Origin of the sequence: Nitrosopumilus sp. b2 (assembly GCF_014078535.1) — an archaeon.
In the GTDB taxonomy this organism is placed as follows: domain Archaea; phylum Thermoproteota; class Nitrososphaeria; order Nitrososphaerales; family Nitrosopumilaceae; genus Nitrosopumilus; species Nitrosopumilus piranensis.
Genome location: NZ_MU078702.1, coordinates 163,699 through 190,182 on the forward strand (window position 1 = coordinate 163,699; position 26,484 = coordinate 190,182).

At 29.0% G+C, this 26,484-nt stretch carries 25 protein-coding genes; 11 read left to right on the plus strand and 14 right to left on the minus strand.

Features of this window, described 5'->3' with window-relative positions; translation table 11 throughout:
* The first annotated feature begins 158 nt into the window (after nucleotides 1-158).
* Nucleotides 159-1,046, plus strand: coding sequence for an NAD-dependent epimerase/dehydratase family protein (locus C6989_RS01010; protein ID WP_182126103.1), 888 nt, complete (start codon nucleotides 159-161; stop codon nucleotides 1,044-1,046).
* On the opposite strand, the gene C6989_RS01015 is transcribed toward C6989_RS01010, so the two are convergent.
* Together C6989_RS01015 and C6989_RS01020 are read right to left on the minus strand one after the other, a co-directional pair.
* Nucleotides 1,043-1,918 (minus strand): glycosyltransferase family 2 protein, encoded by an 876-nt coding sequence (locus tag C6989_RS01015; protein WP_182126572.1) that lies wholly within the window; start codon nucleotides 1,916-1,918, stop codon nucleotides 1,043-1,045. The genes C6989_RS01010 and C6989_RS01015 overlap by 4 nt on opposite strands.
* Before the next feature lie 40 nt (nucleotides 1,919-1,958).
* Nucleotides 1,959-3,026, minus strand: a complete 1,068-nt coding sequence (locus C6989_RS01020; RefSeq protein WP_182126104.1) for a glucose-1-phosphate thymidylyltransferase — start codon at nucleotides 3,024-3,026, stop codon at nucleotides 1,959-1,961.
* Nucleotides 3,027-3,126: 100 nt separating this feature from the next.
* On the opposite strand from C6989_RS01020, the gene C6989_RS01025 reads away from it, so the two are divergent.
* Entirely contained in the window at nucleotides 3,127-3,708 is a 582-nt protein-coding gene (locus C6989_RS01025; RefSeq protein ID WP_182126105.1) for a hypothetical protein, read from the plus strand.
* A gap of 6 nt (nucleotides 3,709-3,714) precedes the next feature.
* On the opposite strand, the gene rfbB is transcribed toward C6989_RS01025, so the two are convergent.
* From rfbB to C6989_RS01065, 8 genes are all read right to left on the minus strand, one after another.
* Nucleotides 3,715-4,710 carry a dTDP-glucose 4,6-dehydratase gene (gene rfbB / locus C6989_RS01030; RefSeq protein WP_182126106.1) on the minus strand — a complete coding sequence of 332 codons (996 nt, stop codon included), beginning with the start codon at nucleotides 4,708-4,710 and terminating at the stop codon, nucleotides 3,715-3,717.
* A gap of 36 nt (nucleotides 4,711-4,746) precedes the next feature.
* Nucleotides 4,747-5,298: a dTDP-4-dehydrorhamnose 3,5-epimerase gene (gene rfbC / locus C6989_RS01035; RefSeq protein ID WP_182126107.1), complete on the minus strand. Its 552-nt coding sequence runs from the start codon at nucleotides 5,296-5,298 to the stop codon at nucleotides 4,747-4,749.
* Nucleotides 5,299-5,346: 48 nt separating this feature from the next.
* Nucleotides 5,347-6,090, minus strand: coding sequence for an ABC transporter ATP-binding protein (locus tag C6989_RS01040; RefSeq protein ID WP_182126108.1), 744 nt, complete (start codon nucleotides 6,088-6,090; stop codon nucleotides 5,347-5,349).
* Entirely contained in the window at nucleotides 6,090-6,866 is a 777-nt protein-coding gene (locus C6989_RS01045; protein WP_182126109.1) for an ABC transporter permease, read from the minus strand. The genes C6989_RS01040 and C6989_RS01045 overlap by 1 nt, the downstream gene beginning before the upstream one ends.
* Nucleotides 6,867-6,913: 47 nt before the next feature.
* A complete protein-coding gene (locus tag C6989_RS01050; protein WP_182126110.1) occupies nucleotides 6,914-8,653 on the minus strand; it encodes a glycosyltransferase family 2 protein in 1,740 nt (579 codons plus the stop codon).
* Nucleotides 8,654-8,702: 49 nt separating this feature from the next.
* Nucleotides 8,703-9,920 (minus strand): glycosyltransferase, encoded by a 1,218-nt coding sequence (locus C6989_RS01055; protein ID WP_220462846.1) that lies wholly within the window; start codon nucleotides 9,918-9,920, stop codon nucleotides 8,703-8,705.
* Between the two features lie 168 nt (nucleotides 9,921-10,088).
* The gene (locus tag C6989_RS01060) at nucleotides 10,089-11,447 is read right to left on the minus strand and encodes a hypothetical protein (protein WP_220462847.1); all 1,359 of its coding nucleotides are present in this window, start codon (nucleotides 11,445-11,447) and stop codon (nucleotides 10,089-10,091) included.
* A 52-nt stretch (nucleotides 11,448-11,499) separates the two neighbouring features.
* Nucleotides 11,500-12,513 (minus strand): class I SAM-dependent methyltransferase, encoded by a 1,014-nt coding sequence (locus C6989_RS01065; protein ID WP_182126113.1) that lies wholly within the window; start codon nucleotides 12,511-12,513, stop codon nucleotides 11,500-11,502.
* 188 nt (nucleotides 12,514-12,701) lie between these two features.
* Between C6989_RS01065 and C6989_RS01070 the strand changes: the two genes are divergently transcribed.
* The gene (locus C6989_RS01070) at nucleotides 12,702-13,853 is read left to right on the plus strand and encodes a glycosyltransferase family 4 protein (protein WP_182126114.1); all 1,152 of its coding nucleotides are present in this window, start codon (nucleotides 12,702-12,704) and stop codon (nucleotides 13,851-13,853) included.
* A 281-nt stretch (nucleotides 13,854-14,134) separates the two neighbouring features.
* Complete coding sequence (locus tag C6989_RS01075; RefSeq protein ID WP_182126115.1) at nucleotides 14,135-14,884, plus strand: FkbM family methyltransferase; 750 nt, start codon at nucleotides 14,135-14,137, stop codon at nucleotides 14,882-14,884.
* Nucleotides 14,885-14,931: 47 nt separating this feature from the next.
* On the opposite strand, the gene C6989_RS01080 is transcribed toward C6989_RS01075, so the two are convergent.
* The 3 genes from C6989_RS01080 to C6989_RS01090 form a co-directional block, all read right to left on the minus strand.
* Nucleotides 14,932-15,912 (minus strand): NAD-dependent epimerase/dehydratase family protein, encoded by a 981-nt coding sequence (locus C6989_RS01080; RefSeq protein WP_182126116.1) that lies wholly within the window; start codon nucleotides 15,910-15,912, stop codon nucleotides 14,932-14,934.
* Between the two features lie 115 nt (nucleotides 15,913-16,027).
* Nucleotides 16,028-17,476, minus strand: a complete 1,449-nt coding sequence (locus C6989_RS01085) for a hypothetical protein (RefSeq protein WP_182126117.1) — start codon at nucleotides 17,474-17,476, stop codon at nucleotides 16,028-16,030.
* 163 nt (nucleotides 17,477-17,639) lie between these two features.
* Nucleotides 17,640-18,749, minus strand: a complete 1,110-nt coding sequence (locus C6989_RS01090; protein ID WP_182126118.1) for a type II toxin-antitoxin system RatA family toxin — start codon at nucleotides 18,747-18,749, stop codon at nucleotides 17,640-17,642.
* 215 nt (nucleotides 18,750-18,964) lie between these two features.
* Here C6989_RS01090 and C6989_RS01095 point away from each other — a divergent pair, with 215 nt between their 5' ends.
* Nucleotides 18,965-19,852, plus strand: coding sequence for a glycosyltransferase family 2 protein (locus C6989_RS01095; protein WP_182126119.1), 888 nt, complete (start codon nucleotides 18,965-18,967; stop codon nucleotides 19,850-19,852).
* Between the two features lie 7 nt (nucleotides 19,853-19,859).
* Here C6989_RS01095 and C6989_RS01100 read toward each other — a convergent pair whose 3' ends face one another.
* Nucleotides 19,860-20,885 (minus strand): glycosyltransferase family 2 protein, encoded by a 1,026-nt coding sequence (locus tag C6989_RS01100; protein ID WP_182126120.1) that lies wholly within the window; start codon nucleotides 20,883-20,885, stop codon nucleotides 19,860-19,862.
* Between the two features lie 55 nt (nucleotides 20,886-20,940).
* On the opposite strand from C6989_RS01100, the gene rfbF reads away from it, so the two are divergent.
* From rfbF to C6989_RS01130, 6 genes are read left to right on the plus strand one after another with little or no spacing between them, the layout of a single operon-like run.
* Nucleotides 20,941-21,705 carry a glucose-1-phosphate cytidylyltransferase gene (gene rfbF, locus C6989_RS01105; protein ID WP_182126121.1) on the plus strand — a complete coding sequence of 255 codons (765 nt, stop codon included), beginning with the start codon at nucleotides 20,941-20,943 and terminating at the stop codon, nucleotides 21,703-21,705.
* A gap of 1 nt (nucleotide 21,706) precedes the next feature.
* Entirely contained in the window at nucleotides 21,707-22,816 is a 1,110-nt protein-coding gene (rfbG, locus tag C6989_RS01110; protein WP_182126122.1) for a CDP-glucose 4,6-dehydratase, read from the plus strand.
* Nucleotides 22,809-23,756 (plus strand): NAD-dependent epimerase/dehydratase family protein, encoded by a 948-nt coding sequence (locus tag C6989_RS01115; protein WP_182126123.1) that lies wholly within the window; start codon nucleotides 22,809-22,811, stop codon nucleotides 23,754-23,756. Before rfbG ends, C6989_RS01115 begins: the two co-directional genes overlap by 8 nt.
* A gap of 11 nt (nucleotides 23,757-23,767) precedes the next feature.
* Nucleotides 23,768-24,583, plus strand: coding sequence for a transketolase (locus tag C6989_RS01120; protein ID WP_182126124.1), 816 nt, complete (start codon nucleotides 23,768-23,770; stop codon nucleotides 24,581-24,583).
* A complete protein-coding gene (locus C6989_RS01125; protein ID WP_182126125.1) occupies nucleotides 24,580-25,488 on the plus strand; it encodes a transketolase family protein in 909 nt (302 codons plus the stop codon). The genes C6989_RS01120 and C6989_RS01125 overlap by 4 nt, the downstream gene beginning before the upstream one ends.
* A 16-nt stretch (nucleotides 25,489-25,504) precedes the next feature.
* A complete protein-coding gene (locus C6989_RS01130; RefSeq protein ID WP_182126126.1) occupies nucleotides 25,505-26,440 on the plus strand; it encodes a lysylphosphatidylglycerol synthase transmembrane domain-containing protein in 936 nt (311 codons plus the stop codon).
* Nucleotides 26,441-26,484: the final 44 nt, after the last annotated feature.

A 26,484-nucleotide genomic window follows, 5' to 3' on the forward strand; every position in this document is an offset into this window, starting at 1 on the left:
ATATAATTTTTACATTTTCAAGGCTATTTTAAATCCATACATACAATATTTTATCAATAATTGAAGGTATTATCAAATAATTTTAAAGCTTTACTACATTTGAATCCAGTTGATCTCCAATAGAAAGCAAGATAATTGCTCAAAATCTTTGAGAATCATTGAAGATTCTGGTAACAGGTGGTGCGGGATTCATTGGAAGACATTTGGTAGAATCACTTTCAGAGAATCATTCCATTACAATCTATGACAATTTATCGAATTCTACAAAACCTAGTTTTGAAAATATAGACTTTGTTAAAGGAGATATTTTAGACTGTGATACTTTGGAAAAATCATCTAAAGGGTTTGATGGAATAATTCACTTGGCAGCAAAAAGTGATGTTACCGAATCGGTTATTCATCCAGAAGAGACAATGAATGTTAATGTAAATGGAACACAAAATGTTTTAAAAGTTTGTGTGCAAAACAAAATTAAAAAAATAATTTTTGCATCCTCTGCTGCAGTTTATGGTGAACATGATGAAATTATTACAGAAGAATCAAAGACAAATCCATTATCGCCATATGGCAAAAGCAAATTACAAGCTGAAGAGAAAATAAAAATATATTCTAAAAAATATAATCTTGATGCCATAGTTTTTAGAATGTTTAATGTGTATGGAAAAGGACAGACATTACAATATGCAGGTGTGATTACAAAGTTTGCAGAAAATATTTTACAAAACATTCCATTAACAATTTATGGAGATGGTAGACAGACAAGAGATTTCATATCAATTGATGATGTAGTAGAAGCTTATCATTGTGCATTAGATAATAATCAAGAAAAAAAATCTATCATATACAATCTTGGAACAGGAGTTGAAACGTCAATAACACATCTAGCTAAATTAATGATAGAAATTTCTGGAAAAAATTTGGAAATTAATTATGTTGATGGGAAAAAAGGAGACATCAATCACAGCGTTGCAGATGTTGCTTTGGCAAAAAATGAATTAGGATTTGTTGCTAAAACAAAATTAAGAGAAGGTTTAACCAAAATTTAGGCTCGATCCCGTATCAAATTAGCCATAGTAAAGAGAATAATTGCAGTTACAATAAGAATTGCCCCAAGTAAGAATAATACAACAGAAGCTAGCAATGATCCATAAAAAATAGTTTGTTGATTGAGATATGCATCCAAAAATATTCCACCTGAAACAATTCCGGCAATTATTAATGCAAGTCCAGGAAATGCATAAAACGGCAGTGGGTGTCTAATTGACACATACTTTAGAGTATTTGCCAACACTGAGATTCCATGCGGTACTGGATTTTGTTCTGATGTGTCTCCACCATATGAGATTTTAATTGGAATCTCAGCTAGTGACAATCCTTTGTTTGAAATTTTAAGTAAGATTTCAGTTGATACTGACATTCCTTCTTCAGTTGGATGAATGGAATCAATTGCATCCTTTGAATATGCTCTAAATCCTGATTGGGAATCAGATACCTTTAGATCTGCACCATAGTTTGCAGCAGATGTAATAATTTTGATGCCTCTTTTGCGATATCCAGGTGCACTAGTCTCTGAATTTAGAAATCTTGAACCAATTACAACATCAACATTATGTTGAGATAGTGTATCTAGTAAAAGTGGAATTTGATTTGGATCGTGCTGTCCATCACCATCCAAAGTTATCATTACATCAGCACTTTGTTTTCTACAATAATCAAATAGTGATATAATTGCTGCACCATATCCTTGGTTTTTTGTGTGAGATATTATTTCAGCTCCTGCAGTTTTTGCTTTTTGCAAAGTACTATCAGTTGAACCATCATCACATACTACCACAATATCTACAAATTTTTTTGCATCATTTATGACATCAGAGATTGTATCTTCTTCGTTGTAAGCTGGAATGCAAGCAAATTTCATCATACCAGTTCAGAAATTACCTTTATGTAAATAGTTAGTTTTACAGTTTGATTTTTGAGCGTTCTCCCAAGAGTAACTCATGGGTACCATCAGAGTGCTCAATTGTAGAGCCATGAGATATTATACTATTTGAGAGATGGATTTTAGCATTAACGGTGCAATCCTTCATAATTATGGAATTCTCAACTGTGCAATCTTTTAGATTAGAGTTATCCCCAACACTGACATACGGTCCTATTCTAACAGAAGGGCCAATATGACAATTTTTTCCAATAATTACCGGGCCCTGAATGTGAGAGTCTCGGGATATTGTTGTGTTTTTGCCAGTAACTACTTTGTCATTAATGGTATCATCAGAGTCTATTAGAAATTGGTTTTCTGTTCCAACAGAATCAAGAACTAGTTTGTTTGCATGAATAATATCCTCTGGAGTTCCAGTGTCTTTCCACCAACCAGTAACCGCATCATAATCAATTTTGTTTCCTTGACTCATTAGACTAAATAATGCATCAGTAATTTCCAACTCTCCACGCCATGAGGGCTTTAGGTTGTCAATAATATCAAAAATTTTTGGAGTAAGAAAGTATATTCCAATTACTGCTAGATTAGATGGAGGTTCTTTTGGTTTTTCAATAATAGTTTTTATCTTTCCAGGATTGTTTGAGTCTAGTTCTGCTACCCCAAATCTTTGTGGTTCATCGACTTCACATAGTAAGATCATTGCATCAGAATCTGAAGTTTCAAATTTTTTTGTGTAATCAACAAGATTTTTTCTTAAAACGTTATCACCCAGATATACAATGAATTTATCATTGCCAATGAAATCTTTGCATAGTTTTATTGCGTGAGAAATTCCTTTTGGTGCATCTTGATAGATGTAGGTAATATTTACACCAAATTCAGAACCATCGCCATAGTATTCTTTTACTTTTTCAGGATACACATCACCAATAATAATACCAATTTCTGTTATTCCTGCAGTCTTTAAATCTTCGAGTGCATATTGAGACATTGGTTTGTTAGCAATTGGAAGTAATTGTTTTGGTCCTGTATGGGTAAGAGGTCGAAGTCTTGTTCCATGACCACCATGTAATATTATTCCCTTCATTTTTGTAGACTTTTAATTATCAGGATATAAAATGAGCTGAATCCTTTAGGAAGTAAGATCGTAGGTAATCTTGAAGTAGGAACAAATATTTCAAAAAGTAGTGATAATCTCCAGTATTTTTTTCATAGGAAAAACTAGCGCAGCATATGGAAGTATTGCATTTGGTTTTTCAATGTTAGGATTAATTCTTCCAGGAACATTTCTGGTAGGGAATCCACTTGAAGTAAGTGGAGTTTCAATAGAACACATAACGGGGCATATTATGTGGGGACTAGCAGCAGGAATTGTTAGTTTTAGTTTTAGATATGCAATATTATCTGGATTGTTTCCAATAATTTTAGATTTTGATCATTGGATACAGTTTTTTGGAATAGAAATGATTCCAAGAATGGCACATTCCATAACATTTGGTTTTATTGCAATAGGTATAATGATGATTATATTTGATAGAAAAGATCTCAGATTAGGTGCAATATCAATTGCTGCAGTATTTTCTCATATATCATTTGACATTTTCTTAAGTGGAACTAGTGAATTTCCAATATTTGTTCCATTTAGTTCTCAAAGTTTTATTTTTAGTGGAACTGATTGGATTGTTTTTGAATTTCTTGCTATCGCAATAATTTTTGTTGCATCAGTTATAGTGTTAAGAAAACAAAAAATCAAAAAGAATGAATACTGATTTTATCTATGAGATCGTCCAAGGTTGTGGATGAAGAGTATTTTCATTAATTAGTGGATCCCACCACGATGGATTTTTTACATACCAATCTACAGTTTGTTTTAATGCATCATCAAATTCATGTTTTGGTTTCCATCCTATTTGATTCTCAATTTTTTTACAATCAATAGAATATCGTTTGTCGTGTCCGGGTCTATCTCCAACATATTCAATCATGTCATTTGATTTTCCCAAAATATTCAATATTTTTTTCACAATGGTTTTGTTTGTTATTTCTTCATATGCAGTAATATTGTATACTTGACCTGCTTTGCCTTTTTTAATTAAATCTTCAATTGCTTGTACATGATCATTTACATAAATCCAACTTCTAATTTGCATACCATCACCATATAGAGGTACTTTGAGATTTTTTATTGAACGAATTATTGTTTTCGGGATCAATTTTTCTGGGAACTGATATTCTCCAAAGTTGTTGGTACATCTGGTGGTGATACTGTTTATACCATAAGTTCTATAATAAGAAGCAACTAGATTATCTGCTGCAGCTTTTGTTGCAGCATAAGGATTACTTGGATTTATTTGAGAGTTCTCATCAAAAGATGTTTTTCCTTGGGCATCACCATAAATCTCATCAGTTGATACATGAATGAATTGTTTGTCGTGTTTACGTATAGCTTCAAGAATTGAATATGTTCCAATAACATTTGTTTGGAGAAAAGGTTTAGGATTTGCTATGCTTCTATCAACATGAGATTCTGCTGCAAAATTTACAATTACATCAACATGTTTTATTAAATCATCAATTGTTGATTCATTTTTAATATCTTCTTTAATGAATTTGTAGTTAGAATTATTTTCTATATCTCTAAGATTTGCAAGATTAGAACCAATTGTTAGAGAATCTAGATTGATAATTTTTGAATCAGAGTTATTTTTCAAATAATTTCGAATAAATGCACTACCAATAAATCCTGCACCACCACAAACTAAAATTTTCATACTTACAACATTTGAACAAATTATTTAATTTTAATGTTAGAGAAAATTATTTTTTGAATTTTCTAGTGAAGGATATTGATTATCTTTGTATGAAATTATAGGATTGTTAGTAGGCCATGAAATATTGATGCTTGAATCATTCCAAATTATTCCACTTTCATCATTTGGAGAATACTCATTATCTACTTTATACAGAACATCTGCTTCATCGCTCAATACACAAAATCCATGTGCAAATCCAACAGGAACAAATAATGATTTATGGTTATCGTGAGACAGTATTTCACCAACCCATTTACCAAATGTTAGAGAATTTTTCCTTATATCTACTGCAACATCAAAGATCTTACCAGAAACAACACTGACAAGTTTTGATTGAGCTTTAGGGTTTTGTTGAAAATGTAATCCTCGAATAACATTTTTTACTGAATGTGAAAAATTTTCTTGTACAAATGTGGTAGAAATTCCATTAGAAGAAAACTCAGATGTTTTAAAAGTTTCACAAAAAAAACCTCTTTCATCAGAAAATAAAGTTGGTTCTATTAGAACAACATCAGGTATTTCTAATTTTTTAAATGTAAATAACATGAACATAATCAACATGTATATGATTAATGTGTTTCAGATTTACCAGGATTAATTATTCTTCATAAAATTAAGATAGTCTTCTATTACAGTATCAGGATTACCTATTGAAGATATTTTTCCTCGGTTTAGAAACATTGCCCTATCAGAAATTCGTTTTATGTCACCCATATCATGACTTACAAAAATTATAGATTTTCCTTGTTTTTTGAAATCTAGAACTGTTTCAAAACACTTCTTTTGGAAATTGACATCACCTACAGCATAAACTTCATCTAACAATAAAATTTCTGGATCTACCTGAACCGCAGTAGAAAATGCTAGTCTCATTTGCATACCAGATGAGAAATTCTTAATTTTTGTATCAGCAAATTTTTCTAGTTCTGCAAATTTTATTATGTCATCAACATGTTGAGAAATTTTTCTTTTACTTAATCCAAGTAGAATACTACTTTGGTAGATATTGGTTACTGCAGTCAATTCAGGATGAAATCCTAAACCCAATGCTAATACAGGTACAATTGTTCCATTGACTTCTATAGAACCACTATCAGGATGAAAAATATGAGATAAAATTCTTAATAATGTTGTTTTACCACTGCCATTTTTTCCCACAATTCCAAAAGATTCACCTTTTTTTACATCAAATGAGACATTGTCAAGAACTTGAAGGGTTTCATAGTATGGTTTTCTGTTAATAATTCCAAATATTGCCTCATACATTGTAGTTCGTTTTTCATGATACAGTCTGAAATGTTTTGAAACATTTTTCACTCTAATAGCAAATTCAGACATTACATATCCTCCACAATGCGTAATTGCATTTTTCTAAAAATTACATAACCAATTACTGTAATTACAAAAATTGAACCGACAGCATATAATACGGAATTTAATGAGGGCAATGTTCCATAAAGTGTCACATGATGAGTCATTGTAACAATTTGAACCATGGGACTAAATTGTAAAATATTACGTACAAATTCAGGCAACATATCAAATTGATAAAAAATTGGTGTTAGGAAAAATCCTGCCTGTAAGATAATTCCCCAAATGAATTCAGTATCTTTGAATTTTACATTTAATACAGAAAGAGGTAGTGAAACACCCAAAATAAATACAAAAGATAGCAAGAAAATTGGAATTAATAAAAATACGGTTAATGGTGGAATGTAAGATAAAACAGCCATAAAAATTCCTAGAACAGTTAATTCAGTTAGAAGCATGATAGAGGCAGTAAATGTTGAGCTAATTGCAGGTATAGATCTTGGAAAATAAATTTGTGTTATTAATGCACTACGATTAGATAAACTGTTCATAGCTATACTACTTCCATTTTTAAAAAAATTCCAAGTTACAATTCCAAGTAAGAGATAAATTGGAAAATTTGGGATTTCAAATTTAAACATTGTAGAGAAAACAAAAAACAACACACCCAACATCAAAAGGGGTTCAATAATACTCCACAACACACCTAAAATGGAATTACGATATCGAATTTTTAGATCAGAAATAGCAAAATTGAAAAGTATTCCTCTAGTTTTCCACATCTCTCCAATGATAGATGCCATACCACATGACTAATTTCTAAGTATAAGAGGCATTCGAGAAAAATAAACTAGCGTATTTTTGAAATAGAGTAATCCCAATCTAAAGCAGGATGGTAAAATGGATCACCATTTTTGAGTTCAGGCCATCTTTCCAAGAATCTTTGATGAGCCTCTACAGCAAAATAGCTAGCACCAGAACTTCTTATCGTAAATGAACCTTCATGCAGTAATTTTGTAAATGGGGTATAGATTATTTTATATCCAGCACGCCTAATTTTCAGGCATAGATCAGAATCCCCGTAATAAACATCAAAATCCTCATCGAATTGGCCAACTTGTTCAAAAATAGATCTTTTTGTAAGTAAACATGCACCGGTTACAGCTAAACATTCTTTCATAATATTTGCAAAATTACAATATCCCTCTGCGTCATCATCCAGTTTCATGAATGGGTGAAATCCTGACCCAGTCTTTAGAAAAGTTATACCTGCATGTTGAATAGTATCATCATCAAAAATTAATTTAGGTCCAACTACTCCAACATCATCCTCTAAAAGTATGCTTACCATTTCATTCAACCAGTTATCATCTAAAATTTTTGTATCATCATTCAAAAATAACAACAAATCACCAGTTGCTTCTTTAACTGCAAGGTTATTCATTTTAGAGAAATTAAAATTTCCATTATACGTAACTGTTTTGTGAGGTATTTGTTCATAATATTTTTTTAATGTAGGATCAAAATAGATATCACTAACAGGGCTATCAATGATTATAATTTCTATATTTTTGTAGTTAGTATTTTTTTCAATGCTATCTATACATCGTTTTAAAATGGGGCGATTATTTTTAGTTGGGATAAGTATTGATACCTTTGGTTGTGATTTTAAGTTATAATGTATACGAAATGTATTAGGTAATAATCCACTTTCAATTTTTGCATCAATTTTATTTTCTTTAAGATTATTTTCTAGAGCACGTTTTTTACACTCATTATCAGAAAATGTAATTTCAGTAGAAAGAGAACACAATGGAAGTGGAATATGGAAAATTTTTTTAGATAAATTAATACAATGTAATAATAAATCAAAAATAAAACAATTGGATAGAGAATTATTTTTGAGTGTTTGTTCTACAAGAGTTTTTTTTATCAAGCATAATGGAAATAAATAATTAAAAGAACGAAACGTAACTAAACTCCAATCAGGTTTAAAAAATGGTTTATGTTGTTTTTTATTTTTATCAATAAAATCATGATCACAGTAGAAAATATCAAAATCATTTGAATTATGCATAAAAGTTGAAAATTGGTTTAATGAATAAGAAGGAAGGATAACATTTGAATTGATAAAACCTATGAAATTAGGTTCAAATTCACTAATTTTTTTCAAGATTACGTCATTATTAAAATCTGATAAGATTGATATTTTATTATCATTCTGAAATTGTTTCAGATCAATTTGATCATCATTGTCTTCAATAAGTAAAACTATATTCCAATTATTAAAATCTTGTTCAAAAAATGATTTTACGGTAGATTTTAGATTATTTATTTGAGATACATCACAAAATATAAAAAAAGTAATTTTTATTTGATTTAGTTTTGTTTTATCTAAGTTTGTAATGATTTTATTTTCTATAGAATCTAAATATTTTTCATAATCAGATTGAAATGAATCCCTATAAAATAATGGAATTGGTTTTCCATCTGGTTTTAAAATAGATAATTTTTGTTTTTTAAATTCCAATTTAGCAATATAGAAAAAATATCCCCAACCCCAACGTGAGATAATTGCTCTTGCAATCATGAATAATTTTTTTAGTTTTTTAAATCGTGTGGAACCTATGTACGACATATCAAATACCTTGTGAGAGTTCTTCGAATTTTGTATAATACCAATCTGCAAAGGGGAAAAGGAAATCCTTAGTTTTAGAGTTTTTTAAACCATAATTAACAGCCCAAGATAATAAATCATAATAATCAAAACGTAAAATAGAATCAATTAGATTTTGTTTTGGATCAGGAAACATATCACACACACTAACTAATGTTCTATATGCAGCTAATTCATATTGCTTTTCAAAATTTTCCATATGAGTAGTTATGTTAATTCCATATAGTTTTAAAATTTCTTGTGCATTTTTTTCCCATGAAAAATCTTTAGAACGTAATAAACTCTTAGTTGATAAATCATTTAGCAATTTTTTATTAGTACCTAATTGTAGCATAGAAGATGCTATAGCATCTATATCATATGGATCAACTAGTAATCCACTATCTAAAATAACTTCAGGGGGGGCATGACGATTACTAGAGATACACGGAATACCACATGCCATGGATTCTACAAGTGGCATCCCAAACCCTTCATGAATTGAAGGGAAAATAAATGCGTCAGAGCCTTGGATTAGAGACAACAAATCATCATCAGGGATCCAATCTAAAAAGAAAATTCCTTCAATAGTAGAAAGTTCTTTTTCTATCGTAGGATAGTGTTTTCCTGCAATGATCAAATTATGTTTTAACCCAGATTTCTTTGCCTGTTCAAATGCTTTACCAATTCGTTTTTGATTTTTTCTAATATAGTTATTTTCACCTATATGTAAAAAATAAGGGGAGTTAGGAATATTTAGTTTTGATAAAATTTTTTTTCTAGTGTACTCTTTGTCATTACTTGGTTTGAAAAAGTCATGATTTACACCATGATGAATTATAGTCATTTTTTCATAGGGAATGTTCAAGTATTTGTGAAATTCTTCTAACTCAGAATTAGCAACAACATGGATATGTTTTATTTTATCAATGTATTTTTTCCAATATGTTGTTTCTTTGGAAATTTCTTTTCTTACTACATTCCATGAACCTTTCCATGCAAGTATATCTTTACCATATATTATTTCATCAATTCCTGATACACCAAAAATGATATTGTTACAATGCATTGCAGCATTTAATGCAAATTTGTATCCACCCATATTGGGTATATGTAAAAGATCAAAATGTTGATTAAAATCTCCTACACTTACTGACTGAATACCAATGGCTGCAATAGTAAATGATTTTGTTTGATTCATTAGTTTTCCAAGTTCTCGAAAATTATGGCGTGCGATATTGGTGAGACTAGAAGCATGTAGGTTCCAATTAATTGCTATTGCGACTCGCATATTTTATTGATTTTTGATAAAGATATAGTTGTTATTGAAAAATATCAAAAAATACTTAAAAAATAACAGTTAATTTTTTTAATGTCTAAGAAAAAATTGTATAAATTTCCAAATTTTGCTATTATTAATTGAACTTATATGTTTGTTTAATTTTTCTATAGAAATTTCATGTCCTAAAATTATTCTATCTTTTTCTCGTATTATTTTTTCAATATATTCATTTTTTTCTCGTATTATTTTTTCAATATATTCATTTTTTTCTCGTATTATTTTTTCAATATATTGTTGTTGTTCGTTTATAGAATCTTCATGCCCTAAAATTATCTTATCTTTTTCTTTAATAGCATTTTCCAGAAATAAGTTTGTTTCATTTAAAGATTTTTCTAATCCGTCAATAACAAAATCTTTGTCATTAATAGAATTTTTTAGGGAATTTAGTTCAAAAGTTTTTTTATAATTTGTTAACTTTTCATAAGTTATATCAAATAATTTTTTCTCAGTTTTAGATAAATCAGAAATTAGATTAAAGTTAACCTGATTATTAAATCGTAATTTTAAATCATTTAGTAAAATTCGCATATCTTTTTTTAAAATCTGTTTAGAGCCATTTGAAAAAACAGATAATTTTTTTTCAAATTCACATATTTCAAAAATTAGCCTACAGGAAATACTAAATTTATCATTTTGTTTATATTTTGAAAATTCATGTAAGGCTAAATGAAAAAATGGATCTTCAATTTCAGACAAAAAGAGATCATGTATATAATCATTAGATAGGGACCAATTATATTTAAAAAATTGAAACCATTCAAAAAAATATAGTGTGGTTTTTTTTGTAAATTCAAAATCAACTAAAATTGGTTGTTTATTTGAAATAATGAAATTTTTAAAAATAAAATCATTATTAGAATATCGCTGAAAAACAACTTTATCTTTAAAATATTCATAAAAAATAGATTTGCATTCATAAATAAAGTTAATTTCATGTTTTTCCAAAGGATAATTTCTTATAAAATTTTCAAAGATGGAAGTTATTTCATTTGACATATTTAAAAAATTTGATTGTTCAAGTTGAGAATTCAGTTTTTTATAAAAATTTAATATTAATTTTATTGAATTTTTAGTTGAATTTCTATCAAGATGTTCAAAAAAATATTTCTTAAAATTTTTTCCAATTACAGGCTTTTCAACTAATATGTAAAATTCATTAATTTTTTCACATAATATTGGTTTAGAAATTAGTTCAGGGTAAATAGCATTAAATAATTTTTGTGTCTGAAATTCTTGAAGTATGTCTATATTATTTGATTTGTAAAATTTCATTATAAAAATTAATTTAGTTTGTTGAAAGACAAGTACCACCAAACGTCCTTTGTAGGGTGATCGATAATTTCCAGAGCTAATCGCTAAGAAAGCAATATCCTCAGAATTAGACAAGTCAGGAATTTTGTTTTCTGTTAATAAAGTGTTGATTAGTGATTGTATCAAGTTAATTCTTCCTTGCAATTATAGAATATGATGGATACAAATTTTTTATTTCATTACTAGATAGTGCTGTATAGATATGCCGAATTTTTTCATTAAGAATACTAAAATGTCCACCATAACCATTGAACTCAGGAATGAATTCAAGATTAGTTTTATGAAATGATGTAGGGTAATCGTTTGATAAATCAATCATGGTCTTAATTCGTTTATAATCTGGAAGATCTCCAAAAAATCTAATAGAATGAAAACCAGCATCTTCTAACATAGTTTGGTAATTTTTCTTAGAATGAGTAAATACTCTCAGATCTTTTTGTTTAATTATTTTGTAGAGTAAAGATTGGGTATTATGATCTAAATAAACAAAATCTTCTAAACCCGTGTGATCATCAGCTTCTCCTAAAATATATTTTAAACCAAATCTGTTTTCTATTCCAATATAGAGTGTACCTCGTGGTTTAAGAAGTTCAAAGATTTTATCTAGTGTTCTTCTCTGTATTTCCAGAGGGTTTTCTCCGATAGAAAATTCACTTATCCATTCAAAAACACCATTTAAGATAATTAAATCAAATTGATTAGGTTCAAATACATCATCAGAAAAATTTGCCGCCACGTATTGAATATTAGTACATTTTTCTTGTTTTGCAATCTTTTTGATTATTTCTATTTTTTCTAGATATTTTTCAAGAGCAACTACATTACAATATGCAGATAAAGGAACAGAGATTTGGCCCCATCCAGCTCCAACATCTAAAACAAGATCATCTTTTTTAATGTCTAATAAAAATAGAAAATCAGATCTATTTGAATCAGTAATGATCTCATAAAGCCACTGATTAGTATCATAATACATATCAAATGCTACTTCTTGCCAATTTTTATGATTAAGTTCATTACTAAATTTTTTAGCATCTTCGTTAGTAATGTCAAAAATTTTATTTTTATTGTTGCTTACAAATGAAAATATATCTGAATCAATTACATTAAAATTATTATTTTTAAATTTTAGATTGGTCACTGATGTGTAAAAAACTTAGTAGTTAAAATATATATTTAAAATAATAGTAATTAAATTTTCATGATTCTCTTTATTATGTTCAATAGATAATGTTCAAAGAATATTTTCATAATTTCTTCATAATAAGTATCAATATGATTTCTAATATTTCGAAACCTTTATCCTAATAAAAAAAATGGTGTTAATTATTGAAAATAGTTATCGCTCTTCCACACCTAACAAGGTTAGGAGGAGCCGCAAGATATGCCTGGGAATTGGGAGAGTTTATGCATGATAAAAAAGATGAGATTATCATTACATCATTATATGCAGATGACGAGTTGTACAATTCAAAAAAATTCAAAATCATCAATTTAGTAGATAGAAATTTCTTACCACAATCAATAAAATTTTGGTTAAATTTATCAAAAATTCAAAAAAAATTTTCAGATATAATTGAGGATGAAAAACCAGATATTATTCTATTCAATCATTTTCCGTGTACGTTATGGGCTAAAAAATTTAAGAATATTCCTGTACTTTGTTATCCTCATGATATAGAATTATTATTTTCAGATACATATATCAAAGATTTATCATTTTTTACTCGTACTTTATGGAGAATAATTCGAATATTTGTACAACAATATGATAAAAAAAGATGGAAGGAATTTGATGAAGTCATTGCAAATAGTAACTATTCAGCAAAAACAATTTCACAAAGTTATGATGTAATGCCATCTGTGATATATCCAGGTACAAATACATCTGTCTTTAGACCTATAGAAAAAAATCTTGATGAAAAAACTATTCTAGTTAATGCAGACAATAGAGTAAGAAGAGCTCATTTTGCATTAAAAAATTTGAAAAAACTTCTTCACAAACGGCAAGATTTCAAAATTTGGGTAGTTGGACACAATCCAACATATGATAGAGAATTAAAAGAATTGGTAAAAAAAGAAAAAATGGAAAAATTTGTTACATTTTTTGGCAGGGTTTCAGATTCTAAATTGCGTGAATTGTATGCTAAAGCTCACATATTCCTAATGTTACAGAGAAAACAGCCATTTGGGTTAGTATTCATAGAAGCAATGTCTAGTGGAACTCCAGTTATTGCATGTAAACCAGGAGCACCAGAAGAAGTTTTGAATCATGGAGAAACGGGATTTGTTTTTGATCAATATGATGGAGATGAAATGAATCAATTTGTTGAAAGGATACTAGATAATCCAGAGTTAAGTGTTTCAATGGGTCAAAAAGGCAGACAGAGAGTAGAAGAGAATTTTGAATCTACAGCTCAATATGAAAAACTAAGAAATTTGATGGATTCTTGGATTAAAAAACAAAAGAACATCATGTAACTCAAAATTCAAAAATGTAGTAATTAATTTATTGTAAAGTTCTAAGTTATCATACATCGAAGGTTTTTATTAAAATAATAAAGTAAAACGGTATGGTTTCATTTAACATCAGAAAAAATATGAGTTTTTTCCATTATGTTACTAGTCCGTTTAGATATTGGTGTTACATGTATTTAGCATCATCAAAATACTGGCAAACTTACAAAAATTTTATAACCATTCTATTTAGAAAATATTCGCAAAAATTTCCCATAAAGGTAGTATTAAAAAATGGAGAGCAATTGACATTAAATTTTCCATTTGAAGTACAAGCCATAGCAAATGGTTTTAGAGATATTTTTGAAGTTAATTCAGAAGTATTAACAATCAAGAAAAATGAAATTCCAGAAACAAAATTGATAGGGTGGCAAGATAATGGAGATGTTTTTGGTGTCTTTTTTGATGAATATCTTTCTGATCTTTCTTTCAAAGGTAAAAATGTAATAGATATAGGCGCAAACATAGGAGATTCTTCTATTTATTTTGCTTTAAAAAATGCTCATAAAGTAATTGCATTAGAACCAATGCCGGCAAATTATAAAATTGCAAAAAAGAATATTGAAATGAACAAATTAGAAGATAAAATTGAACTCATAATGGCAGGATGTGGCGAAAAAAGTGATATCATCAATTGTGAAATTGACAATAAGGGGATAGAGGCATATATAGACAAAAATATTCAAAATAAAAAAACTATTCAAGTTCCAATTATACCATTAGACGATATTTTAGGAAAAATCGATATCAAATCACCTTGTGTTTTAAAAATGGATTGTGAAGGACATGAATATGAAATTATTTTATCAGCATCACATCAGACATTGACCAACTTCAGTGAGATTTTATTAGAATATCATTACGGCTACAAAAATTTGAAAGAAAAATTAGAAGAATGTGGTTTCACAGTAAAAATGGACAAGCCTGTAACATTTAGAACACCGCTTGGAATGCATAAAAGACAATTCATGGGTTTGTTACATGCAAAAAGATGATCAGATATAGAAATGGTTTGTACTAATTTTTTAAACCAATTTTTAAGTTAAGACAATTGTTTTTGTTTTTTTATATGATCATAAACAATTGTGAGTCCATCTTTTAGACTAGTTTTTGGTGAAAAACCTAATACATCAAAAGCTTTTTTGGTGCTGCCATGTCTTGCAAATACTCCTTCGGGCATATCAGATAGAGGTTGGATTTTTGGAGAGTATCCTGCAATTTCTGCATAGATTTTAGCAACTTCTATGAATGTAGTTAGTTTACCAGAACCAATATTAACTGCAGTTCCATCACTTATTTTTTCAATTGCTTTTTGCATAGCAACAATACAATCTTCAATGTAAACAAAATCACGGCTTTGTTTTCCAGTACCCCAAACTACAAGAGGATCCTCCTTGTCAACTGCACGTGCACCAATAGCAGGAACAGGATAACTAGGATCTTGATCCTCGCCATATCCTGAAAATGGCCTAATGCATGCAACATGAAGATCATAAAACTTTGAGGTAAGTCTTGAAAGATACTCTCCAGTAAGTTTAGACCAGCCATATGTCATATCAGGTGAACCTAAAGTACCTTCAAAATTTATCATATCTTCTTCTAGTAGAACTTGTTTTTCTGAACTTTGTAAATTTGTAGGATATGCAGCACTTGAACTTGCATATAATATTCTCTCAGGTTTTGCAGAAATTGCCCAATTAAAAAATTCAGCATCAATTGAAAGATCAAGTGCCACAGATAGAGGATCCTTATCAATTTTAATTCGTCCTCCAACTACCGCTGCAAGGTGGTAAACATCACTAAATTTTTTGGTTTTATTATCAGTGTTTTGAAGAAAATTTCTAATGTCAGAATTAATGAAAGAATAATTTGATTGAAATTCTTCAGAAATCCATTCTTTTGGGTGAATTCCAGTATATAGATTATCTACAATTATTACTTCATGATTTTGTTTAAGAAGATTTTTTACAAGATGCCTACCAACAAATCCGCATCCACCGCTAACTAAAATTGGTAAGGACAATAAATTATCACACAGGTTACTCTATAAAATAATTGTGTATAATTATTACGTATTAACAATAAAATATTAAGACATCTCTTTTCGGAATAAATTTGATTTTTTTATGATACAAAGGTTAATCTTGTTTTTCAAGAATAGATTTTATTCTCCAAAATAAATAGATTCCAAAAATAATACTTGTCAGTAGAATTGAAAAATAGATAACAGGTCCAAATAGATGTAAAAGATAGATGTCATGTTGTAATCCTTCAAACATAAGCGAAATTGAATGTGTTAGTTGACTATATTGAAATGTCCAAATAACAATATCATTTATCCATAAATTAAATTGTCCGTAAGCAGGAACACCTAAACCAAAAAGGCCTGTATGCGAACCAGGAGTACTCCATACAAACCAAGATACATCTTGAACTACATAAGATAAATTAAAAATTACTCCAAGAAAACCTAAAGTCAAAATAATAACAAACATTAATTTTTTATTTCTTTTTTCAAGACTTGCTCCTAATGGGAGTAGTAAAAATGGGACAACTAATACTAAATATCTAGAACTCCATGCAACTAAACCGTGCCAATCACGGAGATCAGCGTGAAAGAAAAGTGTCATACCAAGAAAAGATGCAAGCAAAAGACATTCGTACTTACATTTCTTAAAAAAATCAGGAAATGAGAAAAACATGGTTAGCAAAATAGGAGAAAAAACAAACAAACCAACCCCAGGTGCAAACAATAATCCAAATGAAGAAGTTAAGATGTGAGACAAACTAGATCCAAATGTAAATGCAGTTAGTTCACCACCCATAACAGATCCAGTGTCTTCTGATGGCAGAAATCTTAATGAAGGAATGAATTTGTGTGTAAAATAAGAAAATATCAAAGGTATTGAATAGAAAAATAATGAGTGAATTTTGGAATTTCTTTTTAATATTGTTCCAAAAATGAATAGCCACATTGGAATTATGAATAAAATGACATCAGTTCTAATTAAGAAAGCAAATCCCAATGAAGCAGAAGAAAGAAGTAAAAATCTATTTTGTTTAAATCTGAAAAATTTTTTAAAAAATAGATATCCCAACAACAGGAATAAACCAGCAGGAACAGTATTAAGAGAAGTATTAGAATAAGCCCAAATTATTGTAGAAAAAGCAAACAAAAATGAAAGAATAATAGAATTTTTACAAGTAAATTTTTGTTCCAGACAAATAAGGAAAAAAACTCCTACTGTAACTGCTGAAAGAAATGGACCATAAAACAATTCCATAAATACAAGATCAACATTTTCTGAATTTCTCCAAAAAACATAATGAGCGTCAGCAAAATCATTTGTGGAAAAAACAAGAGTATCATCAGTTATAATTGAAAAATGATGATTTATCGCGATAAAAGGTGCTTGAGTAATACTATAGAATACAGAACCAGCAAAACAAGTTATACCATTAGAACAGATAGGACCAAGATTGTGAGGATTGTGTATGGGAAGATTGAAAAAAATTTTTGACTCACCTTCAACATAATCAGGATGAGTTTCCATAGTTACCATCCGTAATGCCATTTCTTCTGCCATGTATTCATCCATGGTAAAGCGATGTCCATCAGACGTAAAAAGAAAAATAATGAAAGAAATACTAAATACTAACAAGAAGATTTTTTTGATTTGATTTTTATTTTGTAATACGGTTGTCAATGTTCTCGACGCTGTTAAAAGGTTATTAATTCTGTGGTTTTTATTATTTTTTCAAATTTTTGTATTCCAAGAGTTTATCATTTGAGGGAATTTCATCAATGATGATAATTCCTTCATTGTAAAGAAATCTAATTGCATTAGAAGATTCTGCATCAGAAATTACTGCTGTTTGACGCCATTTGAAGATGTTTTTAACCCAATTTGGGATTAAAGGATAGCCATCATCAACCATTTTATGGTAATGATCAACTACGGTTCTGTTTGGAAATTCATCAAAAAGTAGATTGTAGGCTATCATAATCTCACTTCTAACTGGATGTTGAGTAGAAAGAGTGGAGGCTTCATCAGATTGTAATAAAATATTCCGAATTTCTTCATAAGTTGCTCCATTTTCATAAAGATTTCCAAAATGTTTCAACCCCTCTGGATCAGCTGCTCTAAGTAAAAATTTTTCATACAAATCATTAATGGTGATTTTTGTTTGATTGTCTAGTTCATCAATGGCCTTTACTTTCATTGATTTTTCTTCAGAATTTAACAAAATTTCTCTTAAATCTTGTTCTGTAATTTGTTCCGCTCTAAGCAATGTGGAATAATGTAAGAGGCCTTCATTATCAGCAGGACGATTGAGAATTTGTTGATAAATAGAATCTACTGTTCTTTCATAGATATCAAATTTTGAATACTCTACAAAATGAGAAATGACAGTGTTAAGTGCATGAACAAGGTTTGATTCTGGTAAAAATGAAACTACTGAAGTAATACCATGAAGATCTAAATGAACATTAGTAGTAAGTTTTGTTTGAGAATCAATTGGTTCAAAAGATTGAATTATAATAGTTCCTTTTGCATCACCATCAATAATTTCAATAGTATGTTTACTGTAAGGATCGATGGTATGCTTTACAACTAGTTTTGTTTTTATTCCAGCTTCAGAAAATTCTTCTTCAGCAATTATTACATTTTCAGTCTTATTTAGAATATTTACACTTAGAATATTCTTAGGAAGAATATTTGGGAAATTTTCAACATCAGCCATTACATTAAAGATTCTGTTATTTGGAACATCAACAACTCTACTTATTTCAAAATCAGTAATTTTTTTTGGAAGAATTAATTCAAATAGATTATCATCTAATTCTGCACTAGTCATAAAAATATAAGTTCCATAAGAAAGGGCTAAAAAAATATAAAAAAAGATAATAATCTTATTTAATTTGTTCACTAAAGGACGATATTTTTTTAGAATATAACCTCAGTGATTGAGTTAGGTTCAATTTTTTAAATAAATTCAAAAGAAATTATGAGTTATTTTTTTAAATCTAAAAATTCACAATATTTTTTACTATACGAAATAGCATAGAAACGATGTTCACACTAGCATGTATTCCAGCGTATAATGAAGAAGGCAGTATTGGAAATACGGTAAAAGAGGTATCTCAATACGTGGATCAAGTAATTGTTTGTGATGATGGTTCAACTGACAATACTAGTAATGAGGCAGAATCTGCTGGAGCATATGTAATAAAAAATGAAGAAAATTTAGGCAAAGGAGCTGCAATGAAATCATTGTTTGAATTTGCAAAAGCGTCTAATGCAGATATTATGATAACCATTGATGCAGATGGACAGTTTTTACCAAAAGAAATTCCAAAATTAGTAAAGCCAATAATTGAAAAAAACATCGATGTTGTAATTGGAAATAGATTTGATGATAAAAAAGAGATGCCAAAGTATAGAAAGTTTGGAAATGAATTTTTAGACAAGATAACTAAACTTGCAGATGATTTAAACATAAAAGATACTCAGAGTGGATTCAGAGCCTATTCAAAAGAAGCGATAAAGAAAATAGAATTTTCCTCTGAAGGATTTGGTGCAGATTCAGAAATTTTGATTGACGCATCAAAAAAACAATTAAAATTTTCTGAAGAAAAAATCACAGTAATTTACAATACAGGGGGAAGAACGTCTACCAAAAATCCAATTTCACATACAAGTGAAGTGGTAATTTCTATTGTAGAACAAATTGCTTTAAGACATCCATTAAAATATTTAGGAATTCCTGGAATTGTTTTAATTTTTACTAGTATAATGTTTGGAATGAATTTACTTACAGTATTTAATGAAACAAGATATTTTTCAATTCCAGTAACACTCATTGTTTTGGGTTCGTTAATTATTGGTTCAATGCTTATTTTGATGTCAGTTTTATTGTATAGTATTACAATTACATCAAAACGAAATCATAGTCGTTAGTGAGTAATTAAGAACGTAAAATAAACCAAAAAAATTCTAATGCATATTTGAATGCCTTATCTTTTTTATCGGATTCAGTTTTTGAAATACCAATTCTTTTTTTGAAAGTTATAGGAATTTCAACTACGCGTAAATCATTTTTTATACCTAACATAGTCATAAAAAGGGCAAAAAGCCCACTATTGGGTTTTACTAAAACGTCACCAGTTTCAGGATGTGAAAATTGCTCAATTATTTTTTCTAACGCATCTCTTTTAATACATCGATAGGAACATCCAACGTCAGTCAAACTAACGACGCCCATATGTTGTAAACTAAAAAATTTTATTTGAATTAACTTTGCAAGCAAAAAATTCCCCCACACATATAGCGTTTTATTTTGATTACCTTTTTCTGATAAAACTTGTATTTCTCTTGTTCCAATAACCATATCCACATTATCTAGATAAGGTATCATTTTTTGAAGATCAGTTCCTGAGTAAGTACCATCTGCTTCAGTTAATGCAATTATATTTGCATTAGTTTCAAGGGATTTTTTTAATCCCATTACGCAAGAATGGGCATATCCCATATTTTTTTCCTTTCGGATAACTATAGCTCCACATTTTTCAGCAATTTTTGCAGTATCATCAGAGCTATGATTATCAATTACAAAAACAGATTCAATATTTTTTTGATTTATGTAATCAGTAACAACTTGCTCTATAACTGGTTCTTCATTATAAGCAGGGATTATTACACATATTTTTGGTTCCATTATTGGTTTGTTAATTAAATAATATAGTTGTTCATCCGTTTTGTATTGTTTCCTACGAAAAACAAAAACAAGTGCAGAGATTATCCACAATATATCAGCAAGTATAATCCATTTAAAATAAGTAGAATAGATAATACGTTCAGTCAAATTCATACCTTGAAAAATTGCATTTAGCCCATCAATACTCCATACAACAATATGAAATGTAGCAAATATTGCATTGATTAAAATCAATACAATAAAAGAAATGATCAATAATGAAAATACAAATCCCAAAGTTTTTCTCTCTTCATTATGAAATCTTATAATACTCTGATATTAACTTAAAATCATGAAAGCAGTTATTCTTGCAGGTGGGCAAGGAACAAGAATTTCTGAAGAAACTCATCTTAAACCAAAACCCATGGTAGAAATTGGCGGCAAGCCTATTTTATGGCATATTCTTAAAACGTATTCAGCATACAATATCAATGAATTCATCATATGCCTTGGTTACAAGGGATATTTGATAAAAGAATATTTTGCAAACTACAATCTTCATGAATCGGATTTAACAATAGACATTCAGAAAAATAGTTTAGAAATTCACAAGACTAAAGCAGATCCATGGAAAATTACTCTTATAGATACAGGTGAAAAATCAATGACGGGAGGAAGAATTAAAAGAATTACAAAATATTTGGATGATACTTTTTGTTTAACATATGGTGATGGATTAGCAGATGTTAATATTTCAGAAATAATTTCATCTCATAAAAAAAATAACACTCTTGCAACATTGACTGCAGTACAACCACCAGGAAAATTTGGAGCAGTTACGATTAAAGATAATATGGTAACCACATTTGAAGAGAAGCCCGAAGGAGATGCAGGTTGGGTAAATGGGGGATTTTTTGTATTAGAGCCACAAATTGTAGATTACATAGAAGGAGATGACATAATGTTTGAAAGAGAACCTCTTCAACAATTAACAAAAGAAAATCAGCTATCAGCTTATCATCATAAGGGATTTTGGCATCCAATGGACACATTAAGAGACAAAAACAAACTAGAAGAATTATGGTCTAAAGGAAATGCTCCTTGGAAAGTTTGGTAAAATGAAAGATTTTATATTTGAAAATGTGTTTTTAGATAAAACTGCGCTAATTACTGGACATACAGGTTTTATCGGTTCATGGTTGACTACGTGGTTAATCCATCTAGGAGCTAACGTAGTAGGAGTCTCATTAGAACCGCCCACCAATCCATCATTATACGAATCAAATGGTTTGAAAGAACGCATTATTGACTACAAAAAAGATATCAGAGATTATTCGGAAGTTGAAGCAATAATTAAAGAAAATCATCCTGAATTTGTATTCCATTTAGCAGCACAATCCCTAGTTTTAAGGTCATATATGGAACCCTCAGAAACTTTTTCCACAAATACAATGGGGACAGTAAATATCTTAGAGGCAATAAGAAATTCAGATTCCACTAATGTATTTGTCAATTTTACATCGGACAAATGTTATGAGAATAAAGAGATAGACTACCCATATAATGAAAATGACAAATTAGGTGGTCATGATCCATATAGTGCAAGTAAAGCAACTTCAGAAATAATTACTAATTCATTTAGACAGTCATTTTTTGAAAATAATAAAAATCAAGTCAGCATATCTACAATAAGAGCTGGAAATGTAATTGGAGGGGGAGATTGGGCAGAAAATCGATTGATACCAGATTGTATAAGACATTTTGAAAAAAATGAAAAAATAATCATTAGAAATCCTAATGCTATAAGACCATGGCAACATGTCTTTGAACCTATTTCAGGAATGCTTTTGCTAGCGTATAATATGAAAAAAAATCCTACAAAATTTAATGAACCATGGAATATAGGTCCTAATTCTACGAATGTTACAGTAAAAGAAGTTGTAGAAAAAGTGATCAAAGAGTTAGGAAATGGATCATGGGAAGAATCTAAAGACGATGCAGATTTGCATGAAGCCAACATACTAAAATTAGATTCATCAAAAATTCAAAATAAACTAAATTGGTCACAATGTCTTACTTTAGATGAAGCAATTGAGTACACAATACAATGGTATAAGGTATTTACAGAAAAAAATGACATGTTTGATTTTTCGATAAAACAAATTGAAAATTACCTTGCAAAAGCAAATTTGTTGAATATTAAATGGATAAAAGAACACAATGTCTAAAATTATAATTACTGGAGCAAGTGGTTTTGTAGGAGCTAATCTGGTAAAAAAAAAATTAAAAGAAAATGAAATTTACGTTTTTGCAAGAAAAGAGTCCAACATTTGGAGACTAAAAGATATTAAATCAGAAATAAACATACAGCGTATAAATTTTGGAAATAAATCTAAAATCCAAAGTGCAATAAATAAAATAAAGCCAGATTATGTTTTTCATCTTGCCACATACGGAGGATATCCGTTTCAGCAAGATATTGAAAAAATCATAGAAAGTAATGTGACTTATAGCGTTAATTTGATGCAAGTTCTATCTGAATATAAGAGATTAGAAAAATTCATCAATATAGGAAGTTCGTCAGAATATGGACCTAAAACTAAACCAATGAAGGAAACGGATTTAGCAGAACCGATATTTCCTTATGGAATCACTAAATGGACACAAACCTATTTTTCAAAATATTTTTTTATCAAACATGGATTACCTAGCATCACATTAAGATTATTTTCTGTGTATGGACCACTAGAAGAACCAGGTAGATTGATTTATGATGTAATGACTCATGTTTTACAAAACAAAACTTTGAAATTATCTTCAAAAAAAATTAAAAGAGATTTTATTTTTGTAGATGATGTAATAGATGCAATTAAAAAAGTATCAAATGCTTCTAATGTTGAAGGAAGTATATTCAATGTAGGTTCTGGAAAAGAACATTCTATTGAAGATGTAATAAGAAAAGTACAGTATAAGTTGAAAAAAGACTTAAAAGTTTCATGGGGGAATATTGAAAAACAAAGAAGTTTTGAAACAAATAATCATTGGATTGCTAATATATCAAAAACAAAAAAAGAATTGAAATGGAAACCTAAGGTTAATCTTGAAAAAGGCTTGTCAAAAACATTTGAATGGTATAAAAAGAATATGTACGTCTACAAATCAAAATAAGGTAAAAGATTATGGAAAATGATTTAAAGAAAATGGATGAACTTGCACGTAGAGTAAGAATACATGTTTTAGACATGGTAAATTCTGCACAGAGTTCTCATATTGGAGCAAGTTATTCAATCGTAGAAATTCTTGTTGCATTATATTCTAAAATATTAAAAATAAATCCAAAGGAACCAAGTAAACCAAATAGAGACAAATTTATCCTTAGTAAAGCACATGGGAGTTGTGCATTATATGCAGTTTTAGCTGAATCAGACTTTTTTCCTTTAGACGTATTAAAAAAATATTATGTTGATGGAGGTATACTGCCTGGTCATTTAGATAAAGAGTCAGCTCCAGGAATTGAACATTCAATGGGTTCTTTAGGACATGGATTACCATTTGGAGTTGGATTAGCATATGCAAATAAGATTGATCACAATGAAGGACGAATTTATGTATTAATCGGAGACGGAGAATGTAATGAGGGAACAGTTTGGGAATCTGCTATGTTTGCAGGACATCACAAATTAAACAATCTAACAGTAATTGTAGATTATAATAAAATTCAGAGTTTTGGACGGGTGGAGGAAGTAATGAGCTTGGAGCCATTTGGGGAGAAATGGAAATCATTTAATTGGGATGTACACGAAGTTGATGGACATGATTTTGAACAATTAATCACATCACTTGAATCAGAATCATCAAAGCCAAAAGTGATCATAGCGAATACGATTAAAGGTAAAGGGGTATCATTTATGGAGGATAAATTAGAATGGCATTACAAGTCTCCTAATCCAGAACAATATGATGAGGCAGTAAAGGAGTTGGAAAGTAAAAAATGAGAACTGCTTTTGTAAATACTCTAAAAGAATTAGCAAGAAAAGATGAAAGAGTATTTTTAGTAACTGCTGATATGGGATTTTCAGTTTTTGAAGATTTTCGAGAGGAGTTTCCAGATAGATTTCTCAACACAGGGATTGCAGAACAAAATACGATAGGGATCGCAGCAGGACTTGCAATGTCAGGAAAAATTGTTTATGTTTATAGTATAATTCCATTTGTTACTATGAGATGTTTTGAGCAAATTCGTCTAGATTTGGCATATAACAATACTAATGTAAAACTAGTAGGAGTAGGAGCAGGATTTACTTATGGTTCAATGGGAAGTAGTCATCATTCTATCGAAGACATTTCTATCATGAGATCAATTCCCAACATGACAGTACTATGCCCAGGAGATCCTTTTGAAACTGAGGAATTAATTAAGAGAAGTTATGAAATACCAGGACCGGCATATATCAGATTAGGAAAAAATGGAGAGCCAATAATTCATGAAAATAGAAATAAAATTGAGATCGGTAAACCAATAACCATTACGGAAGGAAACGACTTGATTTTAATTACAACAAGTAATACATTGGAGTTAGGAAAATCATGGGTTGATGAATGGAAAAAAGAAGGAATTAAGGTAAATTTGATCAGTATGCCTACAATCAAACCAATAGATCAAAAAGAAATTAGAAAAATAATAGATAGAGATATTCCAATAATAACTTTAGAAGAACATAGTATTATCGGAGGGTTAGGTTCCACAATTGCAGAAATTATTGCAGAATATGGAAAAAAGGTGAAATTTAAAAGAATGGGCATAAACGATGAATTTTCCCATCATGTTGGAACTGCAGAGTTTCAAAGAAAAAAATTAAACATATTACAAAAACCAAATGATAGATGGTTTTTAAAATAAAGTTTTTGATTACAAAATGAAAAATATTAAAAAAAATAGAATTTTTCTATCAATCATACTTGTAACATTATTCTATGTAATGTTTACAATTTTTTCAGACGTAGAAAAAATAAAAGTAGATTATCAAAATTTTAATTTTTATTATTTTTTACCAATTCTTTCAATATTATTTCTTTCAATATTTTTACGAAGTTTAATACAGAGATATATATTAAAAAAATTGGGCATAACAATTTCTATAAAAACATCATTTCTAATTTTTTTAGGAGGATATTCAATGATTATGACTCCTGGTGGGATAGGTCTTATAATAAAGTCATACTTGATTGAAAAAAAAATAGGAATTAAAATATCAAATTCAATTCCATTAGTACTGGCTGAAAGATTTTTTGATGTTTTGGCAGTACAGATAATTATATTATTTTCAATATTTCTATTTTTTTCTGAAATCTCAATTATTTTATCTATAATATCAATTACAGGACTAAGCACAATTGTATTTTTAATTAAAAATAAAAATTCTAACAAATACATCATAAAAATTGCATCAAAATTAAAAATTTTAGATAATGATCAGGATAAAGAAAAATTTTTAGACGGGTTAAGTATAATTTTTAAACCTAGGATTTTTGTAAAAATTGCAATAATTATTACTGGGATAGTGTTTATGGAAGGAATAATATTTTTCCTTAGTTTTCAAATTTTTGGAATTAAAATAGGATATATTGAATCAATCCAAATATACTACACATCAATGTTATTAGGATCATTAACATTTTTACCAGCAGGTATTGGTGCAATAGAAGGTATTTTTGTAACATTACTAGCAGAAAAAAATGTTTCTTTACATCTTGCTACTTCTACGATTTTATTTATTAGATTTGTATCAATTTGGATGTTAGCAGGTATAGGAAGTATAATTTCACTAAAAATTTTTCAAAGTTTAAAATAATTTCAAAATTAATTCAATTTCACAAATATTTCTATACATCAACT

Coding starts and splice junctions, on each gene's coding strand:
- C6989_RS01045 (WP_182126109.1), bottom strand. CDS start 6,866: ATGGCATCTATCATTGGAGAGATGTGGAAAACTAGAGGAATACTTTTC.
- C6989_RS01090 (WP_182126118.1), bottom strand. CDS start 18,749: ATGACTAGTGCAGAATTAGATGATAATCTATTTGAATTAATTCTTCCA.
- C6989_RS01095 (WP_182126119.1), top strand. CDS start 18,965: ATGTTCACACTAGCATGTATTCCAGCGTATAATGAAGAAGGCAGTATT.
- C6989_RS01115 (WP_182126123.1), top strand. CDS start 22,809: ATGTCTAAAATTATAATTACTGGAGCAAGTGGTTTTGTAGGAGCTAAT.
- rfbC (WP_182126107.1), bottom strand. CDS start 5,298: ATGTTATTTACATTTAAAAAATTAGAAATACCTGATGTTGTTCTAATA.
- C6989_RS01125 (WP_182126125.1), top strand. CDS start 24,580: ATGAGAACTGCTTTTGTAAATACTCTAAAAGAATTAGCAAGAAAAGAT.
- rfbG (WP_182126122.1), top strand. CDS start 21,707: ATGAAAGATTTTATATTTGAAAATGTGTTTTTAGATAAAACTGCGCTA.
- C6989_RS01040 (WP_182126108.1), bottom strand. CDS start 6,090: ATGTCTGAATTTGCTATTAGAGTGAAAAATGTTTCAAAACATTTCAGA.
- C6989_RS01120 (WP_182126124.1), top strand. CDS start 23,768: ATGGAAAATGATTTAAAGAAAATGGATGAACTTGCACGTAGAGTAAGA.
- C6989_RS01130 (WP_182126126.1), top strand. CDS start 25,505: ATGAAAAATATTAAAAAAAATAGAATTTTTCTATCAATCATACTTGTA.
- C6989_RS01055 (WP_220462846.1), bottom strand. CDS start 9,920: ATGAATCAAACAAAATCATTTACTATTGCAGCCATTGGTATTCAGTCA.
- C6989_RS01050 (WP_182126110.1), bottom strand. CDS start 8,653: ATGATTGCAAGAGCAATTATCTCACGTTGGGGTTGGGGATATTTTTTC.
- C6989_RS01085 (WP_182126117.1), bottom strand. CDS start 17,476: ATGGCAGAAGAAATGGCATTACGGATGGTAACTATGGAAACTCATCCT.
- C6989_RS01015 (WP_182126572.1), bottom strand. CDS start 1,918: ATGAAATTTGCTTGCATTCCAGCTTACAACGAAGAAGATACAATCTCT.
- rfbB (WP_182126106.1), bottom strand. CDS start 4,710: ATGAAAATTTTAGTTTGTGGTGGTGCAGGATTTATTGGTAGTGCATTT.
- rfbF (WP_182126121.1), top strand. CDS start 20,941: ATGAAAGCAGTTATTCTTGCAGGTGGGCAAGGAACAAGAATTTCTGAA.
- C6989_RS01020 (WP_182126104.1), bottom strand. CDS start 3,026: ATGAAGGGAATAATATTACATGGTGGTCATGGAACAAGACTTCGACCT.